This window comes from Streptomyces sp. NPDC023838, assembly GCF_040639555.1.
Lineage (GTDB): Bacteria > Actinomycetota > Actinomycetes > Streptomycetales > Streptomycetaceae > Streptomyces.
This window is the reverse complement of sequence record NZ_JBFAAD010000006.1, coordinates 219,585-239,753: the sequence shown is the minus strand read 5'-3', so window position 1 is coordinate 239,753 and position 20,169 is coordinate 219,585. Positions and strand designations below refer to the sequence as shown.

The 20,169-nt window shown below is 72.2% G+C and carries 19 protein-coding genes; 7 read left to right on the top strand and 12 right to left on the bottom strand.

The features are described 5' to 3' along the window. Positions 1 to 94: 94 nt before the first annotated feature. Positions 95 to 1,588: a hypothetical protein gene (locus AB0G17_RS10485; RefSeq protein WP_361378695.1), complete on the top strand. Its 1,494-nt coding sequence runs from the start codon at positions 95 to 97 to the stop codon at positions 1,586 to 1,588. 120 nt (positions 1,589 to 1,708) lie between these two features. Here the strand turns inward: AB0G17_RS10485 and AB0G17_RS10480 are convergent, their stop codons facing one another. After that, on the bottom strand, positions 1,709 to 3,142 hold the full coding sequence (locus tag AB0G17_RS10480) for a SpoIIE family protein phosphatase (protein WP_361378692.1): 1,434 nt from the start codon (positions 3,140 to 3,142) through the stop codon (positions 1,709 to 1,711). A 474-nt stretch (positions 3,143 to 3,616) separates the two neighbouring features. Here AB0G17_RS10480 and AB0G17_RS10475 point away from each other — a divergent pair, with 474 nt between their 5' ends. Next, the gene (locus AB0G17_RS10475; RefSeq protein WP_361378689.1) at positions 3,617 to 4,492 is read left to right on the top strand and encodes a hypothetical protein; all 876 of its coding nucleotides are present in this window, start codon (positions 3,617 to 3,619) and stop codon (positions 4,490 to 4,492) included. Further along, positions 4,489 to 5,328 carry an alpha-L-glutamate ligase gene (locus tag AB0G17_RS10470; RefSeq protein WP_361378686.1) on the top strand — a complete coding sequence of 280 codons (840 nt, stop codon included), beginning with the start codon at positions 4,489 to 4,491 and terminating at the stop codon, positions 5,326 to 5,328. Before AB0G17_RS10475 ends, AB0G17_RS10470 begins: the two co-directional genes overlap by 4 nt. On the opposite strand, the gene AB0G17_RS10465 is transcribed toward AB0G17_RS10470, so the two are convergent. The 3 genes from AB0G17_RS10465 to AB0G17_RS10455 all read right to left on the bottom strand — a co-directional run bounded on the left by AB0G17_RS10465 (position 5,276) and on the right by AB0G17_RS10455 (position 8,437). Continuing rightward, positions 5,276 to 5,893 carry a histidine phosphatase family protein gene (locus tag AB0G17_RS10465; protein ID WP_361378683.1) on the bottom strand — a complete coding sequence of 206 codons (618 nt, stop codon included), beginning with the start codon at positions 5,891 to 5,893 and terminating at the stop codon, positions 5,276 to 5,278. The two genes, AB0G17_RS10470 and AB0G17_RS10465, sit on opposite strands and share 53 nt — an antisense overlap. A 213-nt stretch (positions 5,894 to 6,106) precedes the next feature. After that, on the bottom strand, positions 6,107 to 7,648 hold the full coding sequence (locus AB0G17_RS10460) for an alpha/beta hydrolase (protein ID WP_361378680.1): 1,542 nt from the start codon (positions 7,646 to 7,648) through the stop codon (positions 6,107 to 6,109). Between the two features lie 126 nt (positions 7,649 to 7,774). Next, the gene (locus AB0G17_RS10455; protein ID WP_361378677.1) at positions 7,775 to 8,437 is read right to left on the bottom strand and encodes a transcriptional regulator; all 663 of its coding nucleotides are present in this window, start codon (positions 8,435 to 8,437) and stop codon (positions 7,775 to 7,777) included. 263 nt (positions 8,438 to 8,700) lie between these two features. Between AB0G17_RS10455 and AB0G17_RS10450 the strand changes: the two genes are divergently transcribed. Both AB0G17_RS10450 and AB0G17_RS10445 read left to right on the top strand, forming a co-directional pair. Then, positions 8,701 to 9,891, top strand: coding sequence for a cytochrome P450 (locus AB0G17_RS10450; protein WP_361378674.1), 1,191 nt, complete (start codon positions 8,701 to 8,703; stop codon positions 9,889 to 9,891). Positions 9,892 to 9,903: 12 nt separating this feature from the next. Further along, entirely contained in the window at positions 9,904 to 10,095 is a 192-nt protein-coding gene (locus tag AB0G17_RS10445; protein WP_361378671.1) for a ferredoxin, read from the top strand. A 251-nt stretch (positions 10,096 to 10,346) separates the two neighbouring features. Here AB0G17_RS10445 and AB0G17_RS10440 read toward each other — a convergent pair whose 3' ends face one another. Together AB0G17_RS10440 and AB0G17_RS10435 are read right to left on the bottom strand one after the other, a co-directional pair. Next, positions 10,347 to 10,799 carry a nitroreductase family deazaflavin-dependent oxidoreductase gene (locus AB0G17_RS10440; RefSeq protein WP_361378668.1) on the bottom strand — a complete coding sequence of 151 codons (453 nt, stop codon included), beginning with the start codon at positions 10,797 to 10,799 and terminating at the stop codon, positions 10,347 to 10,349. Positions 10,800 to 10,912: 113 nt separating this feature from the next. Beyond that, positions 10,913 to 11,404 (bottom strand): DUF2269 family protein, encoded by a 492-nt coding sequence (locus AB0G17_RS10435; protein ID WP_361378665.1) that lies wholly within the window; start codon positions 11,402 to 11,404, stop codon positions 10,913 to 10,915. 290 nt (positions 11,405 to 11,694) lie between these two features. On the opposite strand from AB0G17_RS10435, the gene AB0G17_RS10430 reads away from it, so the two are divergent. Next, entirely contained in the window at positions 11,695 to 12,426 is a 732-nt protein-coding gene (locus AB0G17_RS10430; RefSeq protein ID WP_361378662.1) for an SDR family oxidoreductase, read from the top strand. A gap of 523 nt (positions 12,427 to 12,949) precedes the next feature. Here AB0G17_RS10430 and AB0G17_RS10425 read toward each other — a convergent pair. Beyond that, positions 12,950 to 13,447, bottom strand: a complete 498-nt coding sequence (locus AB0G17_RS10425; protein WP_361378659.1) for a MarR family transcriptional regulator — start codon at positions 13,445 to 13,447, stop codon at positions 12,950 to 12,952. Positions 13,448 to 13,597: 150 nt separating this feature from the next. On the opposite strand from AB0G17_RS10425, the gene AB0G17_RS10420 reads away from it, so the two are divergent. Continuing rightward, the gene (locus AB0G17_RS10420) at positions 13,598 to 14,236 is read left to right on the top strand and encodes an NAD(P)H-binding protein (RefSeq protein ID WP_361378656.1); all 639 of its coding nucleotides are present in this window, start codon (positions 13,598 to 13,600) and stop codon (positions 14,234 to 14,236) included. A 20-nt stretch (positions 14,237 to 14,256) separates the two neighbouring features. Here the strand turns inward: AB0G17_RS10420 and AB0G17_RS10415 are convergent, their stop codons facing one another. The 5 genes from AB0G17_RS10415 to AB0G17_RS10395 all read right to left on the bottom strand — a co-directional run bounded on the left by AB0G17_RS10415 (position 14,257) and on the right by AB0G17_RS10395 (position 19,879). Next, complete coding sequence (locus AB0G17_RS10415) at positions 14,257 to 15,603, bottom strand: alpha-glucosidase/alpha-galactosidase (RefSeq protein ID WP_361378653.1); 1,347 nt, start codon at positions 15,601 to 15,603, stop codon at positions 14,257 to 14,259. Further along, positions 15,600 to 16,562, bottom strand: coding sequence for a carbohydrate kinase family protein (locus AB0G17_RS10410; RefSeq protein ID WP_361378650.1), 963 nt, complete (start codon positions 16,560 to 16,562; stop codon positions 15,600 to 15,602). The genes AB0G17_RS10415 and AB0G17_RS10410 overlap by 4 nt, the downstream gene beginning before the upstream one ends. Positions 16,563 to 16,626: 64 nt before the next feature. Further along, positions 16,627 to 17,499: a carbohydrate ABC transporter permease gene (locus tag AB0G17_RS10405; protein WP_361378923.1), complete on the bottom strand. Its 873-nt coding sequence runs from the start codon at positions 17,497 to 17,499 to the stop codon at positions 16,627 to 16,629. Between the two features lie 11 nt (positions 17,500 to 17,510). After that, positions 17,511 to 18,530 (bottom strand): sugar ABC transporter permease, encoded by a 1,020-nt coding sequence (locus AB0G17_RS10400; RefSeq protein WP_361378647.1) that lies wholly within the window; start codon positions 18,528 to 18,530, stop codon positions 17,511 to 17,513. Beyond that, positions 18,527 to 19,879: an ABC transporter substrate-binding protein gene (locus AB0G17_RS10395; protein ID WP_361378644.1), complete on the bottom strand. Its 1,353-nt coding sequence runs from the start codon at positions 19,877 to 19,879 to the stop codon at positions 18,527 to 18,529. The genes AB0G17_RS10400 and AB0G17_RS10395 overlap by 4 nt, the downstream gene beginning before the upstream one ends. Positions 19,880 to 20,169: the final 290 nt, after the last annotated feature.

The following is a 20,169-nucleotide window of genomic DNA, read 5'->3' as shown; positions in this document are numbered from 1 at the left end:
ACCATCTGGCGCACCCTGGCGAACCCTGGCGAATAGTCCCACCGCATCTGACAGGGGGTTACTGTCAACTCAGCCGAGAACCTGGGGGCTTGAAGTGAACGGACAACCCAACACTCGCCTGAACGACCTCTTCGGCCTCGCCGGCTGGTCCAAGGGCGAACTCGCGAGGCTGGTGAACCGGCAGGCGGCCGCCATGGGCCACCCCCAGCTGGCCACCGACACCTCGCGGGTGCGGCGTTGGATCGACATGGGGGAGTCCCCGCGCGATCCGGTGCCGAGAGTGCTGGCGGCTCTGTTCACCGAGCGGCTCGGCCGTGTCGTGACCATCGAGGACCTCGGTTTCGACCGGCAAGGGCGCGCCGGGAAACGGCGGGACGTCGGGCCCAAGCAGAACCCCGACGGCCTACCGTGGGCGCCTGAACGGACGGCGGCGGTCCTCACCGAATTCACGGGAATGGACCTCATGCTCAACCGACGCGGTCTGGTGGGCGCGGGCGCCGCGCTCGCCGCAGGCTCCGCACTCAGCAGCGCCATGCACGACTGGCTGCACACCGACCCCGTACTCTCGGCCGACGCCCCCCACCTCGACGATCCCCTCTACGCCGACCCCGCCGGGTACGACCGCTATGAGGCCGCCCCCATCGGGTCGCAGGAGATCGGGGCGCTGGAGCGCTCCGTCGAGGTCTTCCGCGCCTGGGACGCGTCCCGGGGCGGCGGACTCCAGCGCAAGGCCGTGGTGGGCCAGCTCAACGAGGTGGGCGGCATGCTCGCCTACCGTCACCCCGACCATCTCCAGCGGCGCCTGTGGGGCGTCGCCGCCAACCTGGCCGTCCTGGCCGGCTGGATGTCCCACGACATCGGCCTCGAACCCACCGCCCAGAAGTACTTCGTCATCGCCGCGCACGCGGCGCGCGAGGGCGGCGACCGCCCGCGCGCCGGCGAAGCACTCTCCCGCGCCGCTCGGCAGATGGTCCATCTGGGCCGTCCCGACGACGCGCTCGACCTCATGAAGCTCGCCAAGTCCGGTTCCGGCGAGGAGACGTTGCCGCGCACCCGCGCCATGCTGCACACCATCGAGGCCTGGGCGCAGGCGTCGATGGGGCAGGGCCAGGCGATGCGGCGCACCCTCGGCGAGGCCGAGGAGCTCTTCGTCTCGGACCGGGGCGACGTACCCCCGCCGAGCTGGATGCAGATGTTCGACGAGGCGGACATGCACGGCATGCAGGCTCTGGCGTTCCGTACGCTCGCCGAGCACGACCCGAGCGTGGCGGGCATCGCGGCCAACCATGCGAAACAGGCGCTCGAACTACGGGTCAACGGGCGCCAACGCTCGAAGATCTTCGACTACATCTCGCTCGCCTCGGCCTGCTTCATCGCCGACGACCCCGAGCAGGCGGACCGCTACGCCCGGCTGGCCCTGGTGTCAATGGGGGAGACCTCCTCCCACCGCACCTGGGACCGGCTGCGTGAGATGTACCGGCTGACCGGGCAGTTCGCCGGGTTCCAGAAGATCCAGGACCTGCGCGAGGAGATCGAGCTGGCCCTGCCGAAGGCGCCGACGCGCCGGGGCAGGAGCATGGACCTGTAACAGCGGGCCCGGACGACCGGACCCGCTCACCACCGAACATCAGATCAGCACCCGCTCACGACCGAACATCAGATCAGCCGTTCGAACCCGTTCGTCAACCGACCCGTACCGCCGGGGAGTTCACGACCCGATGCGCGCCACCAGCACGCACGCGTCGTCCTCGCGGTCCGTCTCGCCGAACTCCTCGACCACCGTGCGCACGCCGTCCTGAGCCGTGCGGACCGTGTCGAGGCGGGGGGCGAGCTCCAGCAGCCTGCGGCACCCCGGTTCGTCCGAGGCGCCCCGCCGGGTCAGCCCGTCGGTGTGCAGGACCAGCAGATCGCCGGGCCTCAGCTGCACCTCTGCCTGTCCGTACCCGGCTCCTGACGTCGCTCCCAGCAGCACCCCGTCCGGCGGCGTCAGGGCGCACCCCGTCCCGCCGCGGAACAGCAGCGGGGCGGGGTGTCCTGCTTGTGCCCAGGAGAGGACGCGGGTGGCCGGGTCGTACTGGCAGCAGACCGCGCTGCCGAGCGCGGGCTGCACCGAGTGGTCGAGCAGCTGGTTGAGGTGGCCCATCAGGTCGCCCGGGCGGATGCCGGCGACCGCCATGCCGCGCAGCGCGCCGAGCAGCATCGCCATGGCGCCGGTGGCGGTGACGCCGTGGCCCGTGAGGTCTCCCACGGTCAGTAGAGACCTGCCGTCGGGCAGTTCGAGCGCGTCGTACCAGTCGCCGCCGATGAGGGCGCTGCTGGCCGACGGCAGATAGTGCGCCGCCACGTCGAGCGCCGCCGGGTTGCCCTGGGGCAGCCGCAGCGAGCCGCGCCACGGCGGCAGGACGGCCTCCTGCAGCTCGACCGCGAGCCGGTGCTCGGTCCGGGCGATGTGCCGCTCGCGCCGCAGCGAGTCGCGCGACTCCCGTACGGCACGCTCGCTGCGGCGCAGCTCGCTGACGTCGCGCAGCACGGCCCACATCGACGCGGTGCAGCCGTCGGCGTCGAGCACCGGCTCGCCCATCATGTGCAGCGTCCGCACGCGCCCGTCGGTCCGGACGATCCGGAACTCGCCGTCGATCGGCTTCCCGTCGACCAGACAGTCCGTCACCATGGCCGTGAGCAGCGCCTGGTCGTCGGCGAACACCATCGACGGCAGTTCGTCGAGCGACAACGCTCCGCTCTCGGGCGCCCGTCCGAAGATCTGGAAGAGCTCCTCGGACCAGTCCACCGCGTCCGTCAGCAGGTTCCACTCGGCGCTGCCGACCCGGCTGAGCAGGGATCCGGGCATTGGGTCGAGCTCGAACCCGGGCGGCGGCTCCTCCTCGGCGACCTCCTCCGGGAGGGGCTCGGGCAGGCCCTCCTTCAACTGGTCCAAGTGCGTGCCGAGGTCGTCGAGGTGATGGACCGCCAGATCGCACAGGGCGCGCTGCCAGCGGCACTGTGCGTCGTCGTCCACGAGCGCGTCCCGCCGTACGGCGTCCACTCCGCCGCGCAGCCGGCGGGTCTGTGTGATCAGCGCGTCGACCGTTTCCCGCTCCGGCGGTTGCGGGCTGGGACGGTCCGCGAACAGATGGGACGGCATGACGTACTCCGATACAGGCGCGGCACTGCAAGTCGGAAGGATGGACCGGTAACGACTGTTGCACAGGGAGCGATGCCCCGTAAGGGATTTGGCAACACTCGATACGGTGGTGCTTCTGGCATATACCTGCGGCCTCCCGTGGGCGATCAGCGCACCCACCGCCGATCAGGGAATCCACGGGTACACGTGGTCCAAACCACCGGAGCCGCCCGGATCGGTGTCGGCGCCTCCGCTGGAGGAGGATAGCGCGGTGACGGCGTCGGCCGGCGCGGGACCGGTGAGCCCGCCGGTCAGGACCGCGCGCCGGGGCAGCCCGCGCGGTATCGCGGGCTCCTTCCCCCGGACACCGCGCTGACCTGCGCGGAAACCTGTTCCGGGGCGGGGAGCGAGGTTCCCGGCGGTTCATGACATCCTGTGTCGTCACAGCTCGCCGGACAGATCGGCGGACGTCCGGGGGGTTACAGGGGAAGGTCGATGAGGCTCTGCTTTCTGGTGGAGGAGCACTACCGCCACGACGGCATGCCGGTGGAGGTGATCCGCCAACTCGTCGCCTGGGGTCACCGGGTGGACGTACTGCGCCCCGGCGGCTCCCTGCTGCGGATGTCCGAGGCGGTCAGCGCGGGCAGCCATGACGCCTGGGTGCTCAAGACGGTGTCCGGCGGCCCGGGCCTCACGCTCCTGGAGGCCGCCGCCGCGGTCGGCCTGACCACCATCAACGACGCCCGGTCGATCCGGGGCGTACGGGACAAGGCGCTCGCGGCGGCCATCGGCCGCAGCCGGGGTCTGCCGATGCCGACGACGTACGCGGCGGCCGTCCCCGAACTGCTCGCGGAGATACCCGACTCCGAGTTCCCGCTGGTGGTCAAGCCCGCCGATGGCAGCGCCGGGCGCGGTGTGTGCCTGGTGCCGTCGCCGGACCGGCTCGCCGCGATGACGGGGCAACTGGCGGGCCAGGGCATGCTGGTGGCCCAGCCATATGTACCCAATTCGGGCGTGGACCTCAAGGTGTACTGCGTGGGCGGCGAGCTGTACGCCACCGAGCGCTGCTCCCCGCTCCACCCCGACCGGGCCGTGCGCGAGCAGCAGGTGGCGCTCCCCGCCGAGGTGGCCGCGACCGTCGCCCAGGTCGGCGCGGTCTACGGCCTCGACCTGTACGGCGTGGACGTGCTCCTCGGCCCCGACGGGCCGGTGGTGGTCGACGTGAACGACTTCCCGAGCTTCCGCCAGGTCCCGGAGGCGGCGGCGCGGGTGGCGCGCGCGGTGCTCGAACTGGCTCGCACGGGCCGGGGGAGCGTCCCGGACGCGTTCCCGGCCGCCCGCATCCCGGAGCAGCCGGGGGCGGCGGTATGAGGGTCGGGCTGATCACCCCGGAGCCCGGCCATCCGCTGCTCGCCGCCACCACCGCTCTGCTCGCCCGCGAGCACGTGGTGGAGGCGGTGGACCCGGCTTCGGCGCCCCCGGGCCGCGTCGCCGACGTCTACCTGCTGAAGTCCCGTACGCCCCGCGCCCTGGCACTCGCCCGGGAGCTGGAGCTGCGCGGCGCCGCCGTGCTGAACTCCGCTTCGGCGACGACCCTCTGCCAGGACCGCACGGCGATGGCGGAGCTGGCCGACCGGGCGGGGCTTCCGTTCGCGGCCACCCGCACCTTCCCCGCGCTCGCCCCGCTGCCGGACGACCCGGATCTCACGTATCCGCTGGTGGTGAAGAGCCGCCACAGCCGCCGCCACGACCTGGTCGCCCGCGCCGACGACGCGGCGGCGCTGCGGACGCTGGCCGGGGCGTGGGGGCCCGAGCCGGTGGTGGTGCAGGAGTTCACCGCCAACAGCGGCTGGGACCACAAGCTGTGGGTGATCGGCGGCCGGGTCTTCGCCGCCCTGCGCCGCTCCGAGCTCGCCCCCGGAGGCCGCGGCCCCACCCGCTCGCTCTCCCTCGACGCGCTGCCGCCCGGCTGGGCCGGGCTGGCGCTCCGGGTGGGGGAGGTCTTCGCCCTGGACGTGTACGGGGTGGACCTCATCGACGCGGGCGGCGCGAGCCCGCTCATCGTGGACGTCAACGCCTTTCCCGGGATACGGGGTCAGCTCGGCGCCCCCGAGGCGCTCGCGGAGCTCGCCCTGGCGGCGGGGAGCGGCCGGCTCACCCCACGGACACGGGCACGCCCTGCGGAAGAGTCGTGTTCCACGCCGTGATCACCGGCCGGCCGTGCTCGGTCCCCAGCCGCGACACGGCCCCGGTGCCGAGCAGGAACAGCGACCCGGCCGAGGCGGGCAGCCCCAGATAGCGGGCGGTCAGGACGCGCAGGAAGTGCGAGTGGGCGACCAGGGCCACATCACCGTCGGACTCCAGGGCCCCCACGGCCTCCGCGAGCACCCGGTCGGCCCGCTCGCCGACCTGCTCGGCGCTCTCGCCCGGGTGTGCGGCGGGGCCGACGGCGACCCCGTCCGTCCACAGGTTCCAGTCGGGGCGGTCGCGCTGGATCTCGCGGGTGGTGACGCCCTCGTACGCGCCGTAGTCCCACTCGCTCAGGTCGGGCCGCGCGTGCGGGGCGGTGAGCCCGGCGAGTTCGGCGGTGCGCCGGGCTCGGGCCGCCGGGCTGACCAGGCTGAGCCCGATCCGGCGCCCGGCGAGCAGCGGCGCCACCGCGCGGGCCTGGGCCTCACCGTGTTCGGTGAGCGGCAGGTCGGTGTGGCTGGTGTGCTGCCCGGTCAGGGTCCACGCCGTCTCGCCGTGCCGTATCAGGATCAACTCGCCCATGGATCGTTCCCGTTCTCCGCGACCGGACCGCCGGGCTCGTCCCGCCGGATCGTGTACGGCACAACCATGCCGTGCCCGATGACATTCCGGCTGGTGGGGCCGGTGGCGGAGGTCACGTTTGGCGGGCTTGGCGGCCCACCGGTTCACCGACTGAGCGGCCTCAGCGGGCGAGGAAGGCGCGTCCCTGGGGCCCACGATGGCCAGATGTGTGCGTCAGGCCGTCGGGCAGGTGGTGTCGCCCGCCGGGATCCGGTCGTCGAGGAGATAGCCCTCGACGAATCCGTCCGCGCACGCGTTGCCGTTCAGGTACTGACCGTGGTCGCCGCCGTCCACCGTCACCAGGCGTGAGGTGGGCAGGGCGCGGTGGGCGCGGAGGGCGCCTTCGTAGTGGGTGGCCGGGTCGTGTACGGAGTTGAGCATCAGGACGGGCGGCAGGCCCTTGCCGGTGACCTCGACGTGCGGCGCCTTCGAGCGCGGCCAGGACGCGCAGATCGAGGCGAACGTCAACTCGCGGGCGCCCGCGAGCGGGTAGGCGCGGGTCGCCTCGGCGCTCTCGCGGACCCAGTACCCGCTGTCCCGGTTCCACGGTGTGTCGCCGCAGGTCACGGTGAAGAAGTCGGCGACGAAGGCCGCGCCCATGGCGTGCTGGAGGCGCTGGGCGAGCGCCTTGCGGTCGGCGGGCGCGGCCGTGTCGGGGTGTTCCAGCACGCCGAGCGCGGAGGCGAAGCCGCCGAAGCGCCGCGTGTTGTACATCGCGTCGGTCGCGGCGACGTCCAGACTGTTGGCGGTGACGGTCGTGCCCTCCAGCTCCAGCGGGTGGTCGTGCAGGGCCCGGCGCAGCCGTTCGTAGCCGGCCTTCGCCTCGTCCGGGGTGCGGCCCTGGTGGTAGACGGCGTCGTTCTGGGCCAGCCACGGCAGGAAGTCCTGCTCGAACCGGCGCTGGAAGCTGCGCGGCTGCCCCGTCATGAACGACTGCCACGACCCGCTGAAGTCGACATTGCTGTCCAGGACCATCCGCTCGACCCGGCCGGGGAACTCGGTGGCGTAGTACGCGCCGAGGAAGGAGGCGTAGGACGGCCCGAAGTAGGAGATCTTGTCGACGCCGAGCAGCGCGCGGTACAGGTCCATGTCGTGGACGGCCTGGTCGGTGGTGATGTACGGCAGCAGGTCGCCGGAGTTGCGCTGACAGTCCCGTACGAACGCGCGGGCTCTGGCGAAGGTCTGACGGATCGCCTGGGAGGTGCGGTCGCGCAGGTCGCCGCTGGTGAAGAGGGAGTCCACGGTGGGCTGGTCCGAGCAGACCACGCGCGTACTGCTGCCGACGCCGCGCTGGTCGAAGCTGACGATGTCGTACGCGGCCGCCACCTTCGGCGCGCCCTGGGCGAGGCCGGTGGGCCGGGTCAGGCCCGAGGCGCCCGGGCCGCCCGCCGCCATCATCAGGACGCCCTTGCGGGCTCCGGGGCCGGTCGCCCGGTGACGGGAGACCGCGACGGTGAGGTCCGGGCCCGCGCCGGGGTGACGCCAGTCGCGCGGGACCGCCATCGCCGCGCACTCCAGCGCCCCCGAGTCGCAGGGCCGCCAGTCGAGGTGCTGCTGGAGATAGCGCTCGGGTATGCGAGCGGCGCCTCCCGCGGGCGCGGTGGAGGCTTGGGCCGTGGCGGCCGGCAGCGCGGCGGCCACCAGGAGCCCGGCCGCGGCGGCGACGGACCACCGGGTCGCGTTCCGGAACGTGCTCGACCTGCTCAACGTGCTCATGTTGTACTCCCCGTCGGGGTGGATCGGTCGTCTGCGATCCTCCTGCCGGGGGCAGGGTCCGATCGATCCCGCTGGTACCCGGATCGGGGGTGGCACTGGTGCCACCGGCCGCCCGGTCAGCGGTCCTCACCGATCGGCCAGCGTGTTCCAGAACATCGCCTCGTACGACTGCAGCAGCCTGCCGTAGCGGCGGGCCAGGGTGGTCTCGGCGTCGGAGTGGACGCCCGAGGCGACGGCCGCGAGGGCCTGGCGCTCCAGGTCGGGCGCGGGCTCGGCGAAGAAGTCGAAGAAGCCGCACGCCTCGTCGGGGAATCCGTAGCGGCCGCGCAGCGCTTCGGCCACGGTGGCGCAGTAGCCGCCCCACGCCGCGAAGTTGGCGGTGAGGGCGAGCGCCACCAGGGACGGCTCGCCGTTCAGTGCCAGCCACGCCACATAGGCCGGATACGCCTGACAGCCGGCCAGCGGCTCGTAGCGCTCGAGGTCGTCCGCGTCGAGCCCACAGGCCGTCTCGTACGCGTCGAGCCGCTCCAGGGCGAGCGTCTCGCCGGTCGCGAGTGACTCGAAGAACTCCGCGCACGCCGAGTTGCCCGCTCCCGCCGACCGATCGGCCAGGAAGGCGAAGGCGCGCAGGTCGGAGGCGATGACGTGGCGCTGCTCCAGCGCCAGCGCGGCCAGCGCGTGCACGGTGGCCGAGCCGGTCGCGATCTGCGGCGCCAGCCGGTTGGCGTCCTTCGCGGGAGCCAGCTCCGCCGTGACACTCTCCACCAGTTCCCGGGCCGTGCCTGCCATGCGGGACCCCTCTGCCACGTGCGCTCACCGCGCTGGGGCACCCAGGCTCTCATGCGCACACGGGGCGAGACGCCCCAGTGCGGAAGAAATCCGCCGGATCGTCCCGCACGGGTGATTCGGCCGAACTCTGCGTAGACTATTTAGCTGCCTTGGACATGTAGTGGAGATCGGCACGATGGCGATCGGCACGTTGGTAATTGGCAATCTGCAAGACGGCAAGACGGCAAAACGGCAAGACGACTCTTCGCTTGCGAGGTTCACCCATGACCGGATCTGTCTCCTTCCCCCAGGACCGCACCTGCCCCTATCAGCCGCCCACCCCGTACGAGCCGCTGCGGGAGGCGAGGAGCCCGCTGTCGCGCGTGACGCTCTTCGACGGGCGCACCGCGTGGTTCGTCACCGGCCACGCCGCGGCACGGGCGCTGCTCGTCGACCCCCGGCTCTCGTCCGACCGGCTCCACCCGGCCTTCCCGGCGACCACCGAGCGGTTCGTGGCGCAGAACGTGCGCCGCATCGAACTCCTCGGCGTGGACGACCCCGAGCACAACACCCAGCGCCGCAAGGTCATCCCCGGCTTCACCCTGAAACGCACCGCCGCCCTGCGGCCGATGATCCGGCGGACCGTCGACGGCCTTCTTGACGCCATGGTCGAGAAGGGGCCGCCGGCCGACCTGGTCTCCGCGTTCGCGCTGCCAGTGCCGTCGATGGTGATCTGCGCGCTGCTCGGCGTCCCCTATGACGACCACGACTTCTTCGAGGAGCAGTCCCGGCGGCTGCTGCGCGGGCCGGATCCGGCCGACACGCAGGACGCCCGCGACCAACTCGACGACTATCTCGGCAAGTTGATCGACCACAAGGTCCGCGAGCCGGGCGACGGGCTGCTCGACGAGCTCGTCGAGGACCAGTTGCGCACCGGCGGCATGGACCGGACGGAGCTGGTCAGGATGGCGGTGCTGCTGCTCGTCGCCGGACACGAGACCACCGCGAACATGCTGTCGCTGGGGACGTTCACGCTCCTGGAGCACCCGGAGCGGCTCGCGGAGCTGCGGGCGGACCCCTCGCTGATGCCGGTGGCGGTCGAGGAACTGATGCGATTCCTCTCCATCGCGGACGGCATACTGCGGGTCGCCACCGAGGACATCGAGGTGGCCGGGACCGTGATCCGCGCCGAAGAAGGCGTCGTCCTCGCGACCTCCCTGATCAACCGGGACGGCTCGGTCTACCCGGACGCCGACGTGCTCGACTGGCACCGGCCGGCCCGCCACCACGTGGGCTTCGGGTTCGGTATCCACCAGTGCCTGGGGCAGAACCTGGCGCGGGCCGAGATGGAGATCGCCCTGAGCGGCCTCCTTGCCCGGTTGCCGGGGTTGCGGCTGGCGGCGCCCGCCGACCGGATTCCGTTCAAACCGGGCGACACCCTCCAGGGGATGCTGGAACTCCCCGTCACTTGGTAGTGGAGTGGGTTCATGAAGATCAGCATCGATGGTGACGTCTGTATCGGCTCGGGGCAGTGCGTCCTGACGGCGCCGGGCGTGTTCACCCAGGACGACGACGGATTCAGCGAGTTGCTGCCGGGGCGCGCGGACGGTGGGGGAGACCCCATGGTCCGCGAGGCGGCCCGCGCCTGCCCGGTGCAGGCCATCTCGCTGGCGGACTGATGCCGCGCCGGCGGTACGGCACTGGTTCGTCTGGGTGCCGTACCGCCGGGTGACAGTGGCTGTCAGCTGTCAGTCGTTCTCTGTCAGCTGTCAGCTGTCAGCTGTCAGTGGTCAGTGGTCAGTGGTCAGTGGTCAGTCGTTCCCTGTCAGCCGTCAGCCGTCAGCCGTCAGCCGTCAGCCGTCAGCTGACAGTGGTCACTTGTTACCTGCCACCCGCCACCTGCCACCTGCCACCTGCCACCCGCCACCTGTCACCTCTCCGTGTGCCGCAGCCGTACGACCGGGATGTCCCGCTCGGTCCTCTTCTGGTACTCCGCGTACGGCGGGAAAACCTCCACCAAGTGCGGCCACACCCGGGCCTTCTCCTCGGGGGAGAGGGTCTCGGCGCGGGCTGGGAACCGCTCGGTGCCGACCCGGACGCTGACGTCCGGCTGGTCCACGAGGTTGAGGTACCAGAGCGGATGGTCGTCGGATCCGCCCTTGGAGGCCACGATCAGAAGGTCGTCGCCGTCGCGCCCGTAGATCAGCACGGTACGGCGTACGGTGCCGGTGCGGCGGCCGACGTAATCCAGGAGCAGACAGGGCGCGCCGTGCAGGGTCGTTCCCTTGGTGCCGCCCGACTCCTCGTACAGCTGGGCCTGTTGGGCCACCCAACCGGTCGGGCTGATCTCCACCGCGCCGCCGTCACCGGGTTTCAGAGCCACTGCGTCCTCCCTTGCCGAGGGTGATTTGCCTTCCAGCCTGCCCCACTTGGCGGACGTACGCCGTCCGGGCGCACCCCGGCGGCCGGATCCGAGCCCTCGCCCACGCCCAGTCGTCAGCCGCCGGTGGTGGAGCCGGGCCGCAGGATCATGAGGACGGTCACCACCGCCCACAGGAGGTTGAACACCCCCGTGAACATGGCGAGCCGGACGGTCTGGCGTGCGTCGACGGCGGTCACCGGTCCGGTCTGCGCACCTGTGGCGGCCGCGTCGAGCTCGGTGACTATCGCTTCCTGGCCGGGCACGACGAGCGCGTTGAGCGCGAGCGCCGCGAGCGTCGTCAGCACGATGGAGACGATGATCCAGGTGTCGCCGAGGATGTGCATGGTGCTCGCCGTGGCGAGCCCGAACACGGGCACGGTGACGCCCACGGCCGCGTAGACCCGGCTGATCCGGAACAGCAGCCGTACTGACGCCAGCGCCTGCGCGTCGTCGGGCGCGGCCAGCGCCCGCCGGGCGGCGGGCGGGAACATGCTGGCGGCCACCGCGACCGGTCCGATGGCGAGAATCGCGGCCAGGAGGTGCAGGGTGAGGAGGAACTTCGTCACGGGATGGGCGCTTTCGTACGGACGTGAGGGCCCCCGGACGGGAGCCCCGGCCGAACGTTATGGCGTGATCGGGCGCCGGAGAAGTGGCGGGAGTGCCAGCATCCAACGGATTTCCGCCAGACCGCCGCGCCGAGCCTCGCCCCGGCGGGTGCGCCACCGCCGTGCACAGGTCTGCACGGGTCTGCACAGGCCCGCACAGGTCTCCCCGGGCACTGTCAGTGCCGGAACCTACGATGGTTGGAAGATCACTTCCATTGGGGACGGTCGTCGTCCGGAGCCGGAGGTTTCTTGTGGAGCAGAGGTTCGTCACCGTCGTCACGGGCGGCAGCCGCGGTATCGGCGCCGCGATTTGCGCCCGGCTGGCCGCCGACAGCCACGACGTGGTCGTGGGCTACCGCTCGGACGCCGAGGCCGCCGAAGCCGTGGCCGAGGAGGTGCGTCAAGCGGGCCGCCAGAGCCTGGCAGTGGAGGTCGACACGGCGGACGAGGTCTCTGTGGACCGGCTCTTCGACGCCGCCGCCGCGCTCGGCCCGGTCACCGGGCTCGTCAACAACGCGGGGGTCAGCGGCCCCAACGGCCGTCTCGCCGACGCCGACGCGGAGGGGATGCGCCGGGCCATCGACGTGAACGTGCTGGGCTATCTGCTCTGTGCCCGCCGGGCCGTGCGCGATATGACGGCACGCGGCGGCGGGTCCATAGTCAACATCTCCTCGGCCGCCGCCACTCTGGGCAGCCCCGGGCAGTACGTGCACTATGCCGCCACCAAGGCGGCCGTGGACGCGATGACGGTCGGCCTTTCCAAGGAGGTCGCGGGCGACGGGATCCGGGTCAACTGTGTGGCGCCGGGCATCATCTGGACCGGTTTCCACGAGGACCCCCAGCGCCCCGCGAAGCTCGCCGGCAGCATCCCGATGGGCCGGCCCGGGCGGCCCGACGAGATAGCCGGAGCGGTCGCCTGGCTGCTCTCGCACGACGCCTCGTACGCGACGGGGACGGTCATGCGGGTGGCGGGCGGGATCTAGCCGGGGAGCCGCCCCGGCCCACAGGCGTCGGTGTCGGGGTTGGTGTTCGTATTGGTGTCGGCGTCGGGTGAGGCGTCAGGTGAGGGGGCCGGGCGAGGGATTGGGTTCGGGTACGGGGTCGGGCCCCGGCGGGTTGGGTACGGGATCCGGCTCCGGTACGGGCACCGGCCCCGGCCCCGGCAGTGGTCCGGGCCCGGGTGCGGGCGGGCCAGGGGTCGGGCCGGGCGTCGGGCCGGGCGTGGGCGGCACGGGATCGGGCGGACCGGGGGTCGGGCCGGGGGTGGGCCCCGGCGTCGGCGGGTTGGGATCGGGGTAAGGGGGCTGGGTCATCGGGACCTCCTGGGGTGCTCCGGCCCTGCTCCGGGCCGACGGGCGGGGCATCGGCTCCGCGCCCGGGACCGGGGCCCGTGCGGGCCGACGCCGTCTCCACTGTCTCCTCCAGCGCGTGCCCACGCCCGTCGGCCGTACTCCATCCGTCGCCCGGCGCCGCTGCCTCGGGCCGTCCGGGGTGTCGGCGGCCGGATCAGTCGATGCCGTCCCCGAGGGATTCGAGGAGTTCGCGCAGGGTCCCGGCGAGTTCGTCCCGCCGGTCCGGGCCGAGGGCCGTGAGCAGCCGTTCCTCCGTGGCGAGGTGGTCGGGCAGCGTCCGGTCGACGAGCGCCTGGCCCTCGGTGGTGAGGGCGACCTGGACGACCCGGCCGTCGGTCGGGCTCGGGGAGCGGGTCACCAGGCCGCGCGCCTCAAGGCGGTCGAGGCGCTGCGAGACGGCGCCCGAGGTGACCATCGCCGAGCGCATCAGCTCGGCGGGCGTGAGCAGATGGGGCGGCGCGCTGCGGCGCAGGGTCGCGAGCACGTCGAAGGACGCCGGGTCGAGGCCGTGCTCGGCGAAGGTGCGCCGCAGCTCGGTCTCGATCAGCCGGGAGAGGCGTTTGAGCCGCCCGATCACCGCCATCGGCGAGACATCGAGGTCGGGGCGGCGTTCGCCCCACTGCGCGAGCAGGAGGTCCACATGGTCGGTCACGGATCTCAGACTAGCCAATCTCTTAGCGGTGAGGTACTTTTCTCTTAGCGCTAAGAGAAACTTTCAGCGCGGACCGGCCGAACCCACGACCGGCCCCACCAGTGACCGGCCGAGCCGGTGCGACGGACGAACCAGAAGGAGCGGACACTCATGCGCATCACCGTCTTCGGAGCCGCGGGAAACGTCGGCAGGCGCGTCGTGGACGAGGCCATCGCCCGGGGCCACGAGGTCACCGCCGTCGTGCGTGACCGCGTCCGCTTCGCCGAACTCCACCCGGCCGCCACCGCCCGTACCGGCGACGCCGCGAACGTCCAGGACATAGCCGAGCTGAGCGCCGGGCAGGACCTGGTCATCAGCGCCACCCGGCCCCCGGCGGGCAGTGAGGGCGACCTGGTCACGGTGACCAAGGCGCTCCTGGCCGGGCTCGCCGGGACCGGGGTGCGCGTGCTGGTCGTCGGCGGCGCCGCCACCCTGACCCTGCCGGGCGGCGGCGGAGCCACCGTCGTCGACGACCCGGACTTCCCGGCCGACTGGCGGCCGATCGCCGACGCGTGCACCGAGCAGCTCGCCGTCTGCCGCGCCGAGACCGAGGTCGACTGGGCCTACCTCAGCCCGGCCGCCCTCTTGGAGCCGGGCGAGCGCACCGGAACCTACCGGCTCGGCGCCGACGAGCTCCTCGTGGACGACCAGGGCGTGTCCGCCATCTCGATGGAGGACTTCGCGGTGGCGCTCCTGGACGAGGCCGAGGAGCCCCGCCACCACCGCACGAGGTTCACCGTGGCGTACTGAGGCGCCTGCCCGCAGCGGTCTCAGTGCCCGAGCAGCACCCTCAACTCGGGCTGGAGCAGCTCCCCGTGAGCCTGTACGAGGTCGTCGCACAGATCCCAGATCCGCTCCACCGGCAGCGTGGCGGCGGTCGCCGCGTCGGTCATCGCGGCGTGCCGCACATGTCGGGGCTCGCCCTCGGTGGCGGCGCGGACGACCAGATCGGTGACGCTCGCGTATGTACGGTTCAGCGCCGCGCACTGCGGCGGGAGCGCGCCGACGTGGGTCGGCTGGACGCCCGACGCGTCGACCAGACAGGGGACTTCGACCACGGAATCGGTCGGCAGATTGCTGATCAGATGGTGGTTGGGGACGTTGCCGTAGATCGTGCGGGGGGTGCCGGTCACGATGCTGTGGACGATCTGCGGGGCGTACTCCATAGTGCCCTCGACCGGCAGCGGTCGGCCCGCTGCCAGGGCGTTGCGGGTGCGCTCGTAACTGACCGTGTTGTCCTCGATGATGTCGAGGTAGGCGCCGATCGGCAGCCGCAGCCGCTCCACCTCGCTGTCGTGGTGCAGGTACCACGGCACGTACTCCGAAGAGTGCTCACTGGTCTCGGTGGGGTAGTGGCCGAGCCTGCGGTACATGTCCACGCGGACCCGGCGCAGCAGTTCGCGGTCCTTCTCGATGGCGGCGTCCAGGAGCGGGTGCAGATCCCGGCCGTCGCGCTCGAAGCGCAGCACCCACGCCTGGTGGTTCATCCCGGCGGCCAGGTACGACACCTCGGAGAAGTCCACGCCGACCAGCTCGGACAGGTCGTGCATCGTCCAGTACACCGAGTGGCACAGCCCCACCGCCTTCAGGTGGGGGGCGATCCGGTGGAGATACAGCAGGTTCATCGCCATCGGGTTGGTGTAGTTCAACAGCCAGGCGTCCGGGCAGAGTTCGGCCATGTCCTCGGCGATTCCGCGCAGTACGGGGAAGGTGCGCAGGGCCCGGAAGATGCCGCCGACGCCGAGCGTGTCCCCGATGGTCTGGCGCAGCCCGTAGCGCGCGGGGACGGCGAAGTCGGTGCGGGTCGCCGCGTTCATGCCGACCTGGACGGTGTTGATGACGAAGTGCGCCCCGTCGAGGGCGCCGCGCCGGTCGGGGTGCGCGGTGACGACGGGGGCGACCTTCAGAGCCGTCGCGATGTGCCGGGCCGCCGCCTCCGCGGTGGCCAGCCGCTCCGGGTCGATGTCGTGCAGCGCGATCCGCAGACGGGTGAACTCGGGGAAGGCGAACAGGTCGGCCAGCAGCCCCTGGGTGAACACCACGCTGCCCGCGCCCATGAAGGCGATCTTCACTTCGGCCGGTTCGGCCATCTCGGTGACTCCAGTCGTCTCGGTCATGCGGGAACTCCGGTCCCGGGGACGTGGGCCAGTGCCTCGTCCCAGGTGGGCTGGGCCGCGGTGCCGCCGCGGCCGCGGGTGGACAGCGAGCCGCAGGCGACGGCGACGGCCAGGGCCTCCGGAAGGGCGAGCCCGCGCAGGACCGCGGCGACGAACCCGGCGTCGAAGCTGTCCCCGGCCCCGACCGTGTCGAGCGGCTCGACGGGCAGGGCGGGAGCCGTGGTGACCCGCGTGCCGTCGTGAGCAAGGGCGCCCTCGGCGCCGTTCTTGACCACGACGAGCGGGCCGCGCCGGGCCAGCGCGGCCGCCGCCGCGGCCACGCCCTTGGCGACGCCGGTCAGGGCGCGCGCCTCGGCCGCGTTGGGCAGTACCTGGTCCGTCACCTTAAGGACCGGGTCGAGCAGTTCCGCGTCCCAGCGGCCGGACGGGTCGTCGTTGGTGTCGAGCGAGGTGGTCGCGCCCAGCTCGCGCGCCCGCGCGAACACCTTGGCGAGCGCCCCGGCGAGCCGTGGCATCAGGAAGAACGAGGCGGCGTGGACGTGCCGGGCGCCGGCGAGCAGCTCCTCGGGGACGTCCCCGGGCCCGGTCGCGGCCAGGCACCCGGGAGCGGTGAGGATCGCGCGGTCGGCGCCCCGGGTGAGGACGGCGGTGAGCGGGGTGGCCCGTTCGGGGTCGGTGGTCAGGGCCGAGGTGTCGACTCCGCGCGCGGCCAGGGCCGTACGGACGAAGGCGCCCGCCGGGTCGTCGCCGACGCGGCCCGCGAACGCCACGCGCAGCCCGAGGCGGGCCGCGCCGCAGGCCATGATCGCGGCGGAGCCGCCGAGGACGAGGTCGGCCCGCTCGACGAGCTGCTCGCGCTGTCCGTACGCGAGGTCGCGCGGCACCGGGCCGAGGACGACGTCCGGGTTGGCGTCGCCCACGACCAGCAGGTCGAAGGGGCGGGAAGGAGGTGAAGGCATCACGAAGGGCTCTCTGGTCCGGGGGAGGGTGCTCGGGGGCGTCCCGTGAAGGCGCGGGTCCGCCTCAGCCCTTCAGCCCGCTCGACGTCAACGACTGGATGAAGGTCCGCTGGGCGAACAGGAAGGCGAGCAGCACCGGCAGCACCGTGATGACGTTGCCCGCCATCACCGCCGCCCACTGCGTGTGGTGCTGCCCCTGGAAGGTGGTCAGCCCCAGCTGGAGGGTGTACTGGGTGTCGTGGTTGATGGCGATCAGCGGCCAGGACAGGTCGTTCCAGGTGGCGAGGAAGGTCAGCACCGCGACCGTGGCGAGCGCGGGCCGGGCCAGTGGCAGGACGATCGAGAAGAGCACCCGTAGCCGTGAGCACCCGTCGATCCAGGCGGCCTCCTCCATCTCCCTGGGCAGCCCCAGGAAGAACTGCCGGAAGAGGAACACCGCGAACGGCGTGACCAGGGACGGCACGATCAGCGCGCCCAGTGTGTCGATCAGCCCCAGCCACTTCATCACCAGGAACGTCGGGATCATCGTCAGCTGGAACGGGATCACCATCGTCGCCAGCATCAGCGCGAGCAGCGCCCGCGAGCCCCGGAACCGCATCCGGGCGAACGCGTAGCCGCCGAGCGCGCCGAGGACCAGGTTCGAGCCCACGGCGACGGTCGAGACAATGCACGAGTTGGCGAACCAGCGCGGGAACATCGCGTTGCCCAGCACATAGCGGTAGCCGCCGAGGTCGATCCCCTTGGGCCACAGCGCCGGCGGGAACCGGTTGATCTCGGCATTGGTCATGAACGAGCTGAGCACCAGCCACACCAGCGGCAGCGCGAAGCCGAGCGAGAGCGGAGCGAGCAGCAAGTGCCAGGCGCTGAACGGCAGTCGACGCCGCCGGGCCGCGCGCGGCACGGGGGCCGCCGCGGGAGCGGCGCCCTCCTTGACCATGGTGGAGGCGGTCATCGGGCCACTCCTTCCGCGCGCCGCAGTCCGGGCGCGGCGCCGGTGGTGCGCTCCCGGTGGCGGCGGTAGAGCGTCACCGCCGTGCCCGCGAGCAGCAGGGCGACCGCGAGTACGTACGCGGCGGCGGCGCCGTAACCCGCGGTGAAGGTCCGGAACGCCTGCTCCCACACGAAGTACACGATGACGGTGGTCGACTCCAGCGGGCCGCCCTTGGTCGTCACGTACACCAGGTCGAAGACCTGAAGCGCGGTGATCAGCTGCCACAGCACCAGGAACGCGGTGATCGGGGCGAGCGTCGGCAGCGTCACGTACCGCAGGACCTGAGCCCGGTTCGCCCCGTCCAGACGCGCCGACTCGACGAGTTCGGTGGGTACGTCCTGGAGCGCGGCCAGGAAGACCACGACGCAGAAGCCGATCCCGCTCCACAGCGAGATCGCGAGCAGGACGTACAGCGACTGGCCGGGGTCGGTCAGGAAGCCCTGCGGGGAGACGCCCAGCTTGTGGAGGATCGAGTTGGCCGCGCCGAACTGCGGGTCGAAGATGAAGGAGAACAGCACGCCCTGCGCGGCGGCCGAGACGACGAACGGAATGAAGACGAGCGTGCGGTAGACGCCCACGAACCGGATCCTCCGGTTCAGTGCGAGGGCCAGCGCGAGTCCGCCGGCCAGGCTCAGGGGCACGTACACGCCCGCGTACGTCAGCGTGTTCTCGACGGCCTTGCGGAAGCCGGGGTCCTTCGACAGGGCCCGGTAGTTGTCGAGGCCGACCCAGCGGCCGGGGGTGACCAGGTCGTCGGCGCGGAACGACAGCAGCAGCGACCAGATGACCGGCACCACGCTCAGCCCCAGGATGACCAGGACCGACGGGGTGATGAACGCCCAGGCGGTGGCCTGTTCGCCGCGCGCCCGCCGCCGTCGGGCGCGGCGCCGCTCGGCGGGCTCCCGGTCGGCAGGGGCCAGGGTCAGCGGGCGGGGTGCGCCCGTACGGGATCCTCGGTCCACGACGGCCCTCCTCATCGGGGAATCAGCAGGGCGGCGTCCGCCTTGTCGGCGCACCGGCGCACCGCCTTGGCGGGGGAGGCGCGGCCGAGCAGCACGGACACCACGGCCTCGCCGGTGGCCTGGGAGATCTGCGGGTAGGCGGGGTGGATGGGCCGCACCCGGGCGGTCTCCAGGGCCTTGGTGAACACGGGCAGGCCCACGGTGTCGGCGGAGTGCCGCTGCCAGGCGCTCTCGTGCTCGGTCCGTCTGCTCAGCGGCAGACTGCCGCCTCCTATGTCCCACCGCACGTCCTGCGCGGGAGTGATCAGCCAGCGGACGAACTCCACGGCCGCCCGGGCGCGCGCCTTGCCGTTGTCGAAGACGGTCCAGGTGTCGGGCCCGGAGATGGTCAGCGGCTTTCCGCTGTAGGTGGGCATGGGCACCACGTCGTACGGCAGTTTGGATTCCACGATGTTGGGGAGCTGCCACGGCCCGGTGATCACCATGCCCATCCGGCCGGAGGTGAACACCTGGTACATCTGCTCGCTGCCGGGTTTGGGGTCGACGTAGACGCTCTTGTCGGCGACGAGCCGCGCCACCGTCTCCAGGGCCCGCCGCCCGGTGTCGGCGAAGCCGATGCCCTTCCCGTCCGGGGCGATCACATCGCCGCCGAGGTCCCAGATCATCGGCCACAGCCGCCACACCGTGTCCTCGTCGCCAGCGCCGGGCCAGGCCGTGCCGAAGACGCCGCGCCCGGCGTCGGTGAGTTTCTTGGCGGTGGCCACGAACTCGGGCCAGGTCCAGCCGGGCTTGGGCAGCGGAATCCCGGCGCGCTTGAACAGGGTCGTGTTGCAGGCGACGGCGAGCGAATCGAGGAGGGAGGGCGCGGCCCGCACCTTGCCGTGCAGGGTGACGGCGTCCCTGACGGAGGGCCAGAAGTCGTTCCACGGCGGGTCGCCGTCGTGCATCACACCGGTCAGATCGACGACTTTGGGGCTGCGGGCGATGCTGGCGAGGTCCGAGCCGAAGATGTACGCGATGTCGGGGTAGGCACCGGCCGCCAGCGCGGCCGTCACCTTCTGGAGCATGGCGTCGGCCACGACGCCACCGCCGCTCGCGTTCACCCGGATGCGGGGCTGCGAGCGGTTGAAGTCGGCGGCGAGCGCCTCGATCGCCTTGGCGCCGATCTCGTTCTGGCCGTGCCACATCTCGACGGTGACGCGGCCGTCGGCGCCGACGCCGTCGGAGGTGGTCGAGGCGCAGGCGTCGAGCAACGGGAGAGCTGCGGCCCCGGCGACGACGCCCGCCCCGGTGCGCAGCACCCGGCGGCGCGGCAGGCCCGGGGCGGGGTGGGGCTTGCTGGTGCGGTCCTGACCGGCGGGCATGGTCGTCCATCCCTTAGCGGGTGCGCCCCGCCTCGGACGCGGGACACACGTCCTGGCGACTCGGGCCGGACTCCGGATCGGGTCGGGATCCGCTACCGGCTGGGCGCGCCTCTCGAAGCGCCGGGCCGTACGAAGGCCCGGCACTGGCTGGATGAAAGCGCCTCGGGGGTCACGCGTCAAGTACCCGAGAGGGTCCACCCGTCCGCGTGCCGCCGGTCACCACGCGTCACTCCCGGGCACAACAGCGCGCTTCCGGCCGCGCCGTGCGGTGTTTCGGCCTACTTGCCGGT

Bases quoted from the DNA above. Each gene is read 5' to 3' on its own strand.
- AB0G17_RS10480 (WP_361378692.1), bottom strand. From the start codon at position 3,142: ATGCCGTCCCATCTGTTCGCGGACCGTCCCAGCCCGCAACCGCCGGAG.
- AB0G17_RS10475 (WP_361378689.1), top strand. From the start codon at position 3,617: ATGAGGCTCTGCTTTCTGGTGGAGGAGCACTACCGCCACGACGGCATG.
- AB0G17_RS10470 (WP_361378686.1), top strand. From the start codon at position 4,489: ATGAGGGTCGGGCTGATCACCCCGGAGCCCGGCCATCCGCTGCTCGCC.
- AB0G17_RS10465 (WP_361378683.1), bottom strand. From the start codon at position 5,893: ATGGGCGAGTTGATCCTGATACGGCACGGCGAGACGGCGTGGACCCTG.
- AB0G17_RS10460 (WP_361378680.1), bottom strand. From the start codon at position 7,648: ATGAGCACGTTGAGCAGGTCGAGCACGTTCCGGAACGCGACCCGGTGG.
- AB0G17_RS10455 (WP_361378677.1), bottom strand. From the start codon at position 8,437: ATGGCAGGCACGGCCCGGGAACTGGTGGAGAGTGTCACGGCGGAGCTG.
- AB0G17_RS10450 (WP_361378674.1), top strand. From the start codon at position 8,701: ATGACCGGATCTGTCTCCTTCCCCCAGGACCGCACCTGCCCCTATCAG.
- AB0G17_RS10445 (WP_361378671.1), top strand. From the start codon at position 9,904: ATGAAGATCAGCATCGATGGTGACGTCTGTATCGGCTCGGGGCAGTGC.
- AB0G17_RS10420 (WP_361378656.1), top strand. From the start codon at position 13,598: ATGCGCATCACCGTCTTCGGAGCCGCGGGAAACGTCGGCAGGCGCGTC.
- AB0G17_RS10415 (WP_361378653.1), bottom strand. From the start codon at position 15,603: ATGACCGAGACGACTGGAGTCACCGAGATGGCCGAACCGGCCGAAGTG.
- AB0G17_RS10410 (WP_361378650.1), bottom strand. From the start codon at position 16,562: ATGCCTTCACCTCCTTCCCGCCCCTTCGACCTGCTGGTCGTGGGCGAC.
- AB0G17_RS10405 (WP_361378923.1), bottom strand. From the start codon at position 17,499: ATGGTCAAGGAGGGCGCCGCTCCCGCGGCGGCCCCCGTGCCGCGCGCG.
- AB0G17_RS10400 (WP_361378647.1), bottom strand. From the start codon at position 18,530: ATGAGGAGGGCCGTCGTGGACCGAGGATCCCGTACGGGCGCACCCCGC.
- AB0G17_RS10395 (WP_361378644.1), bottom strand. From the start codon at position 19,879: ATGCCCGCCGGTCAGGACCGCACCAGCAAGCCCCACCCCGCCCCGGGC.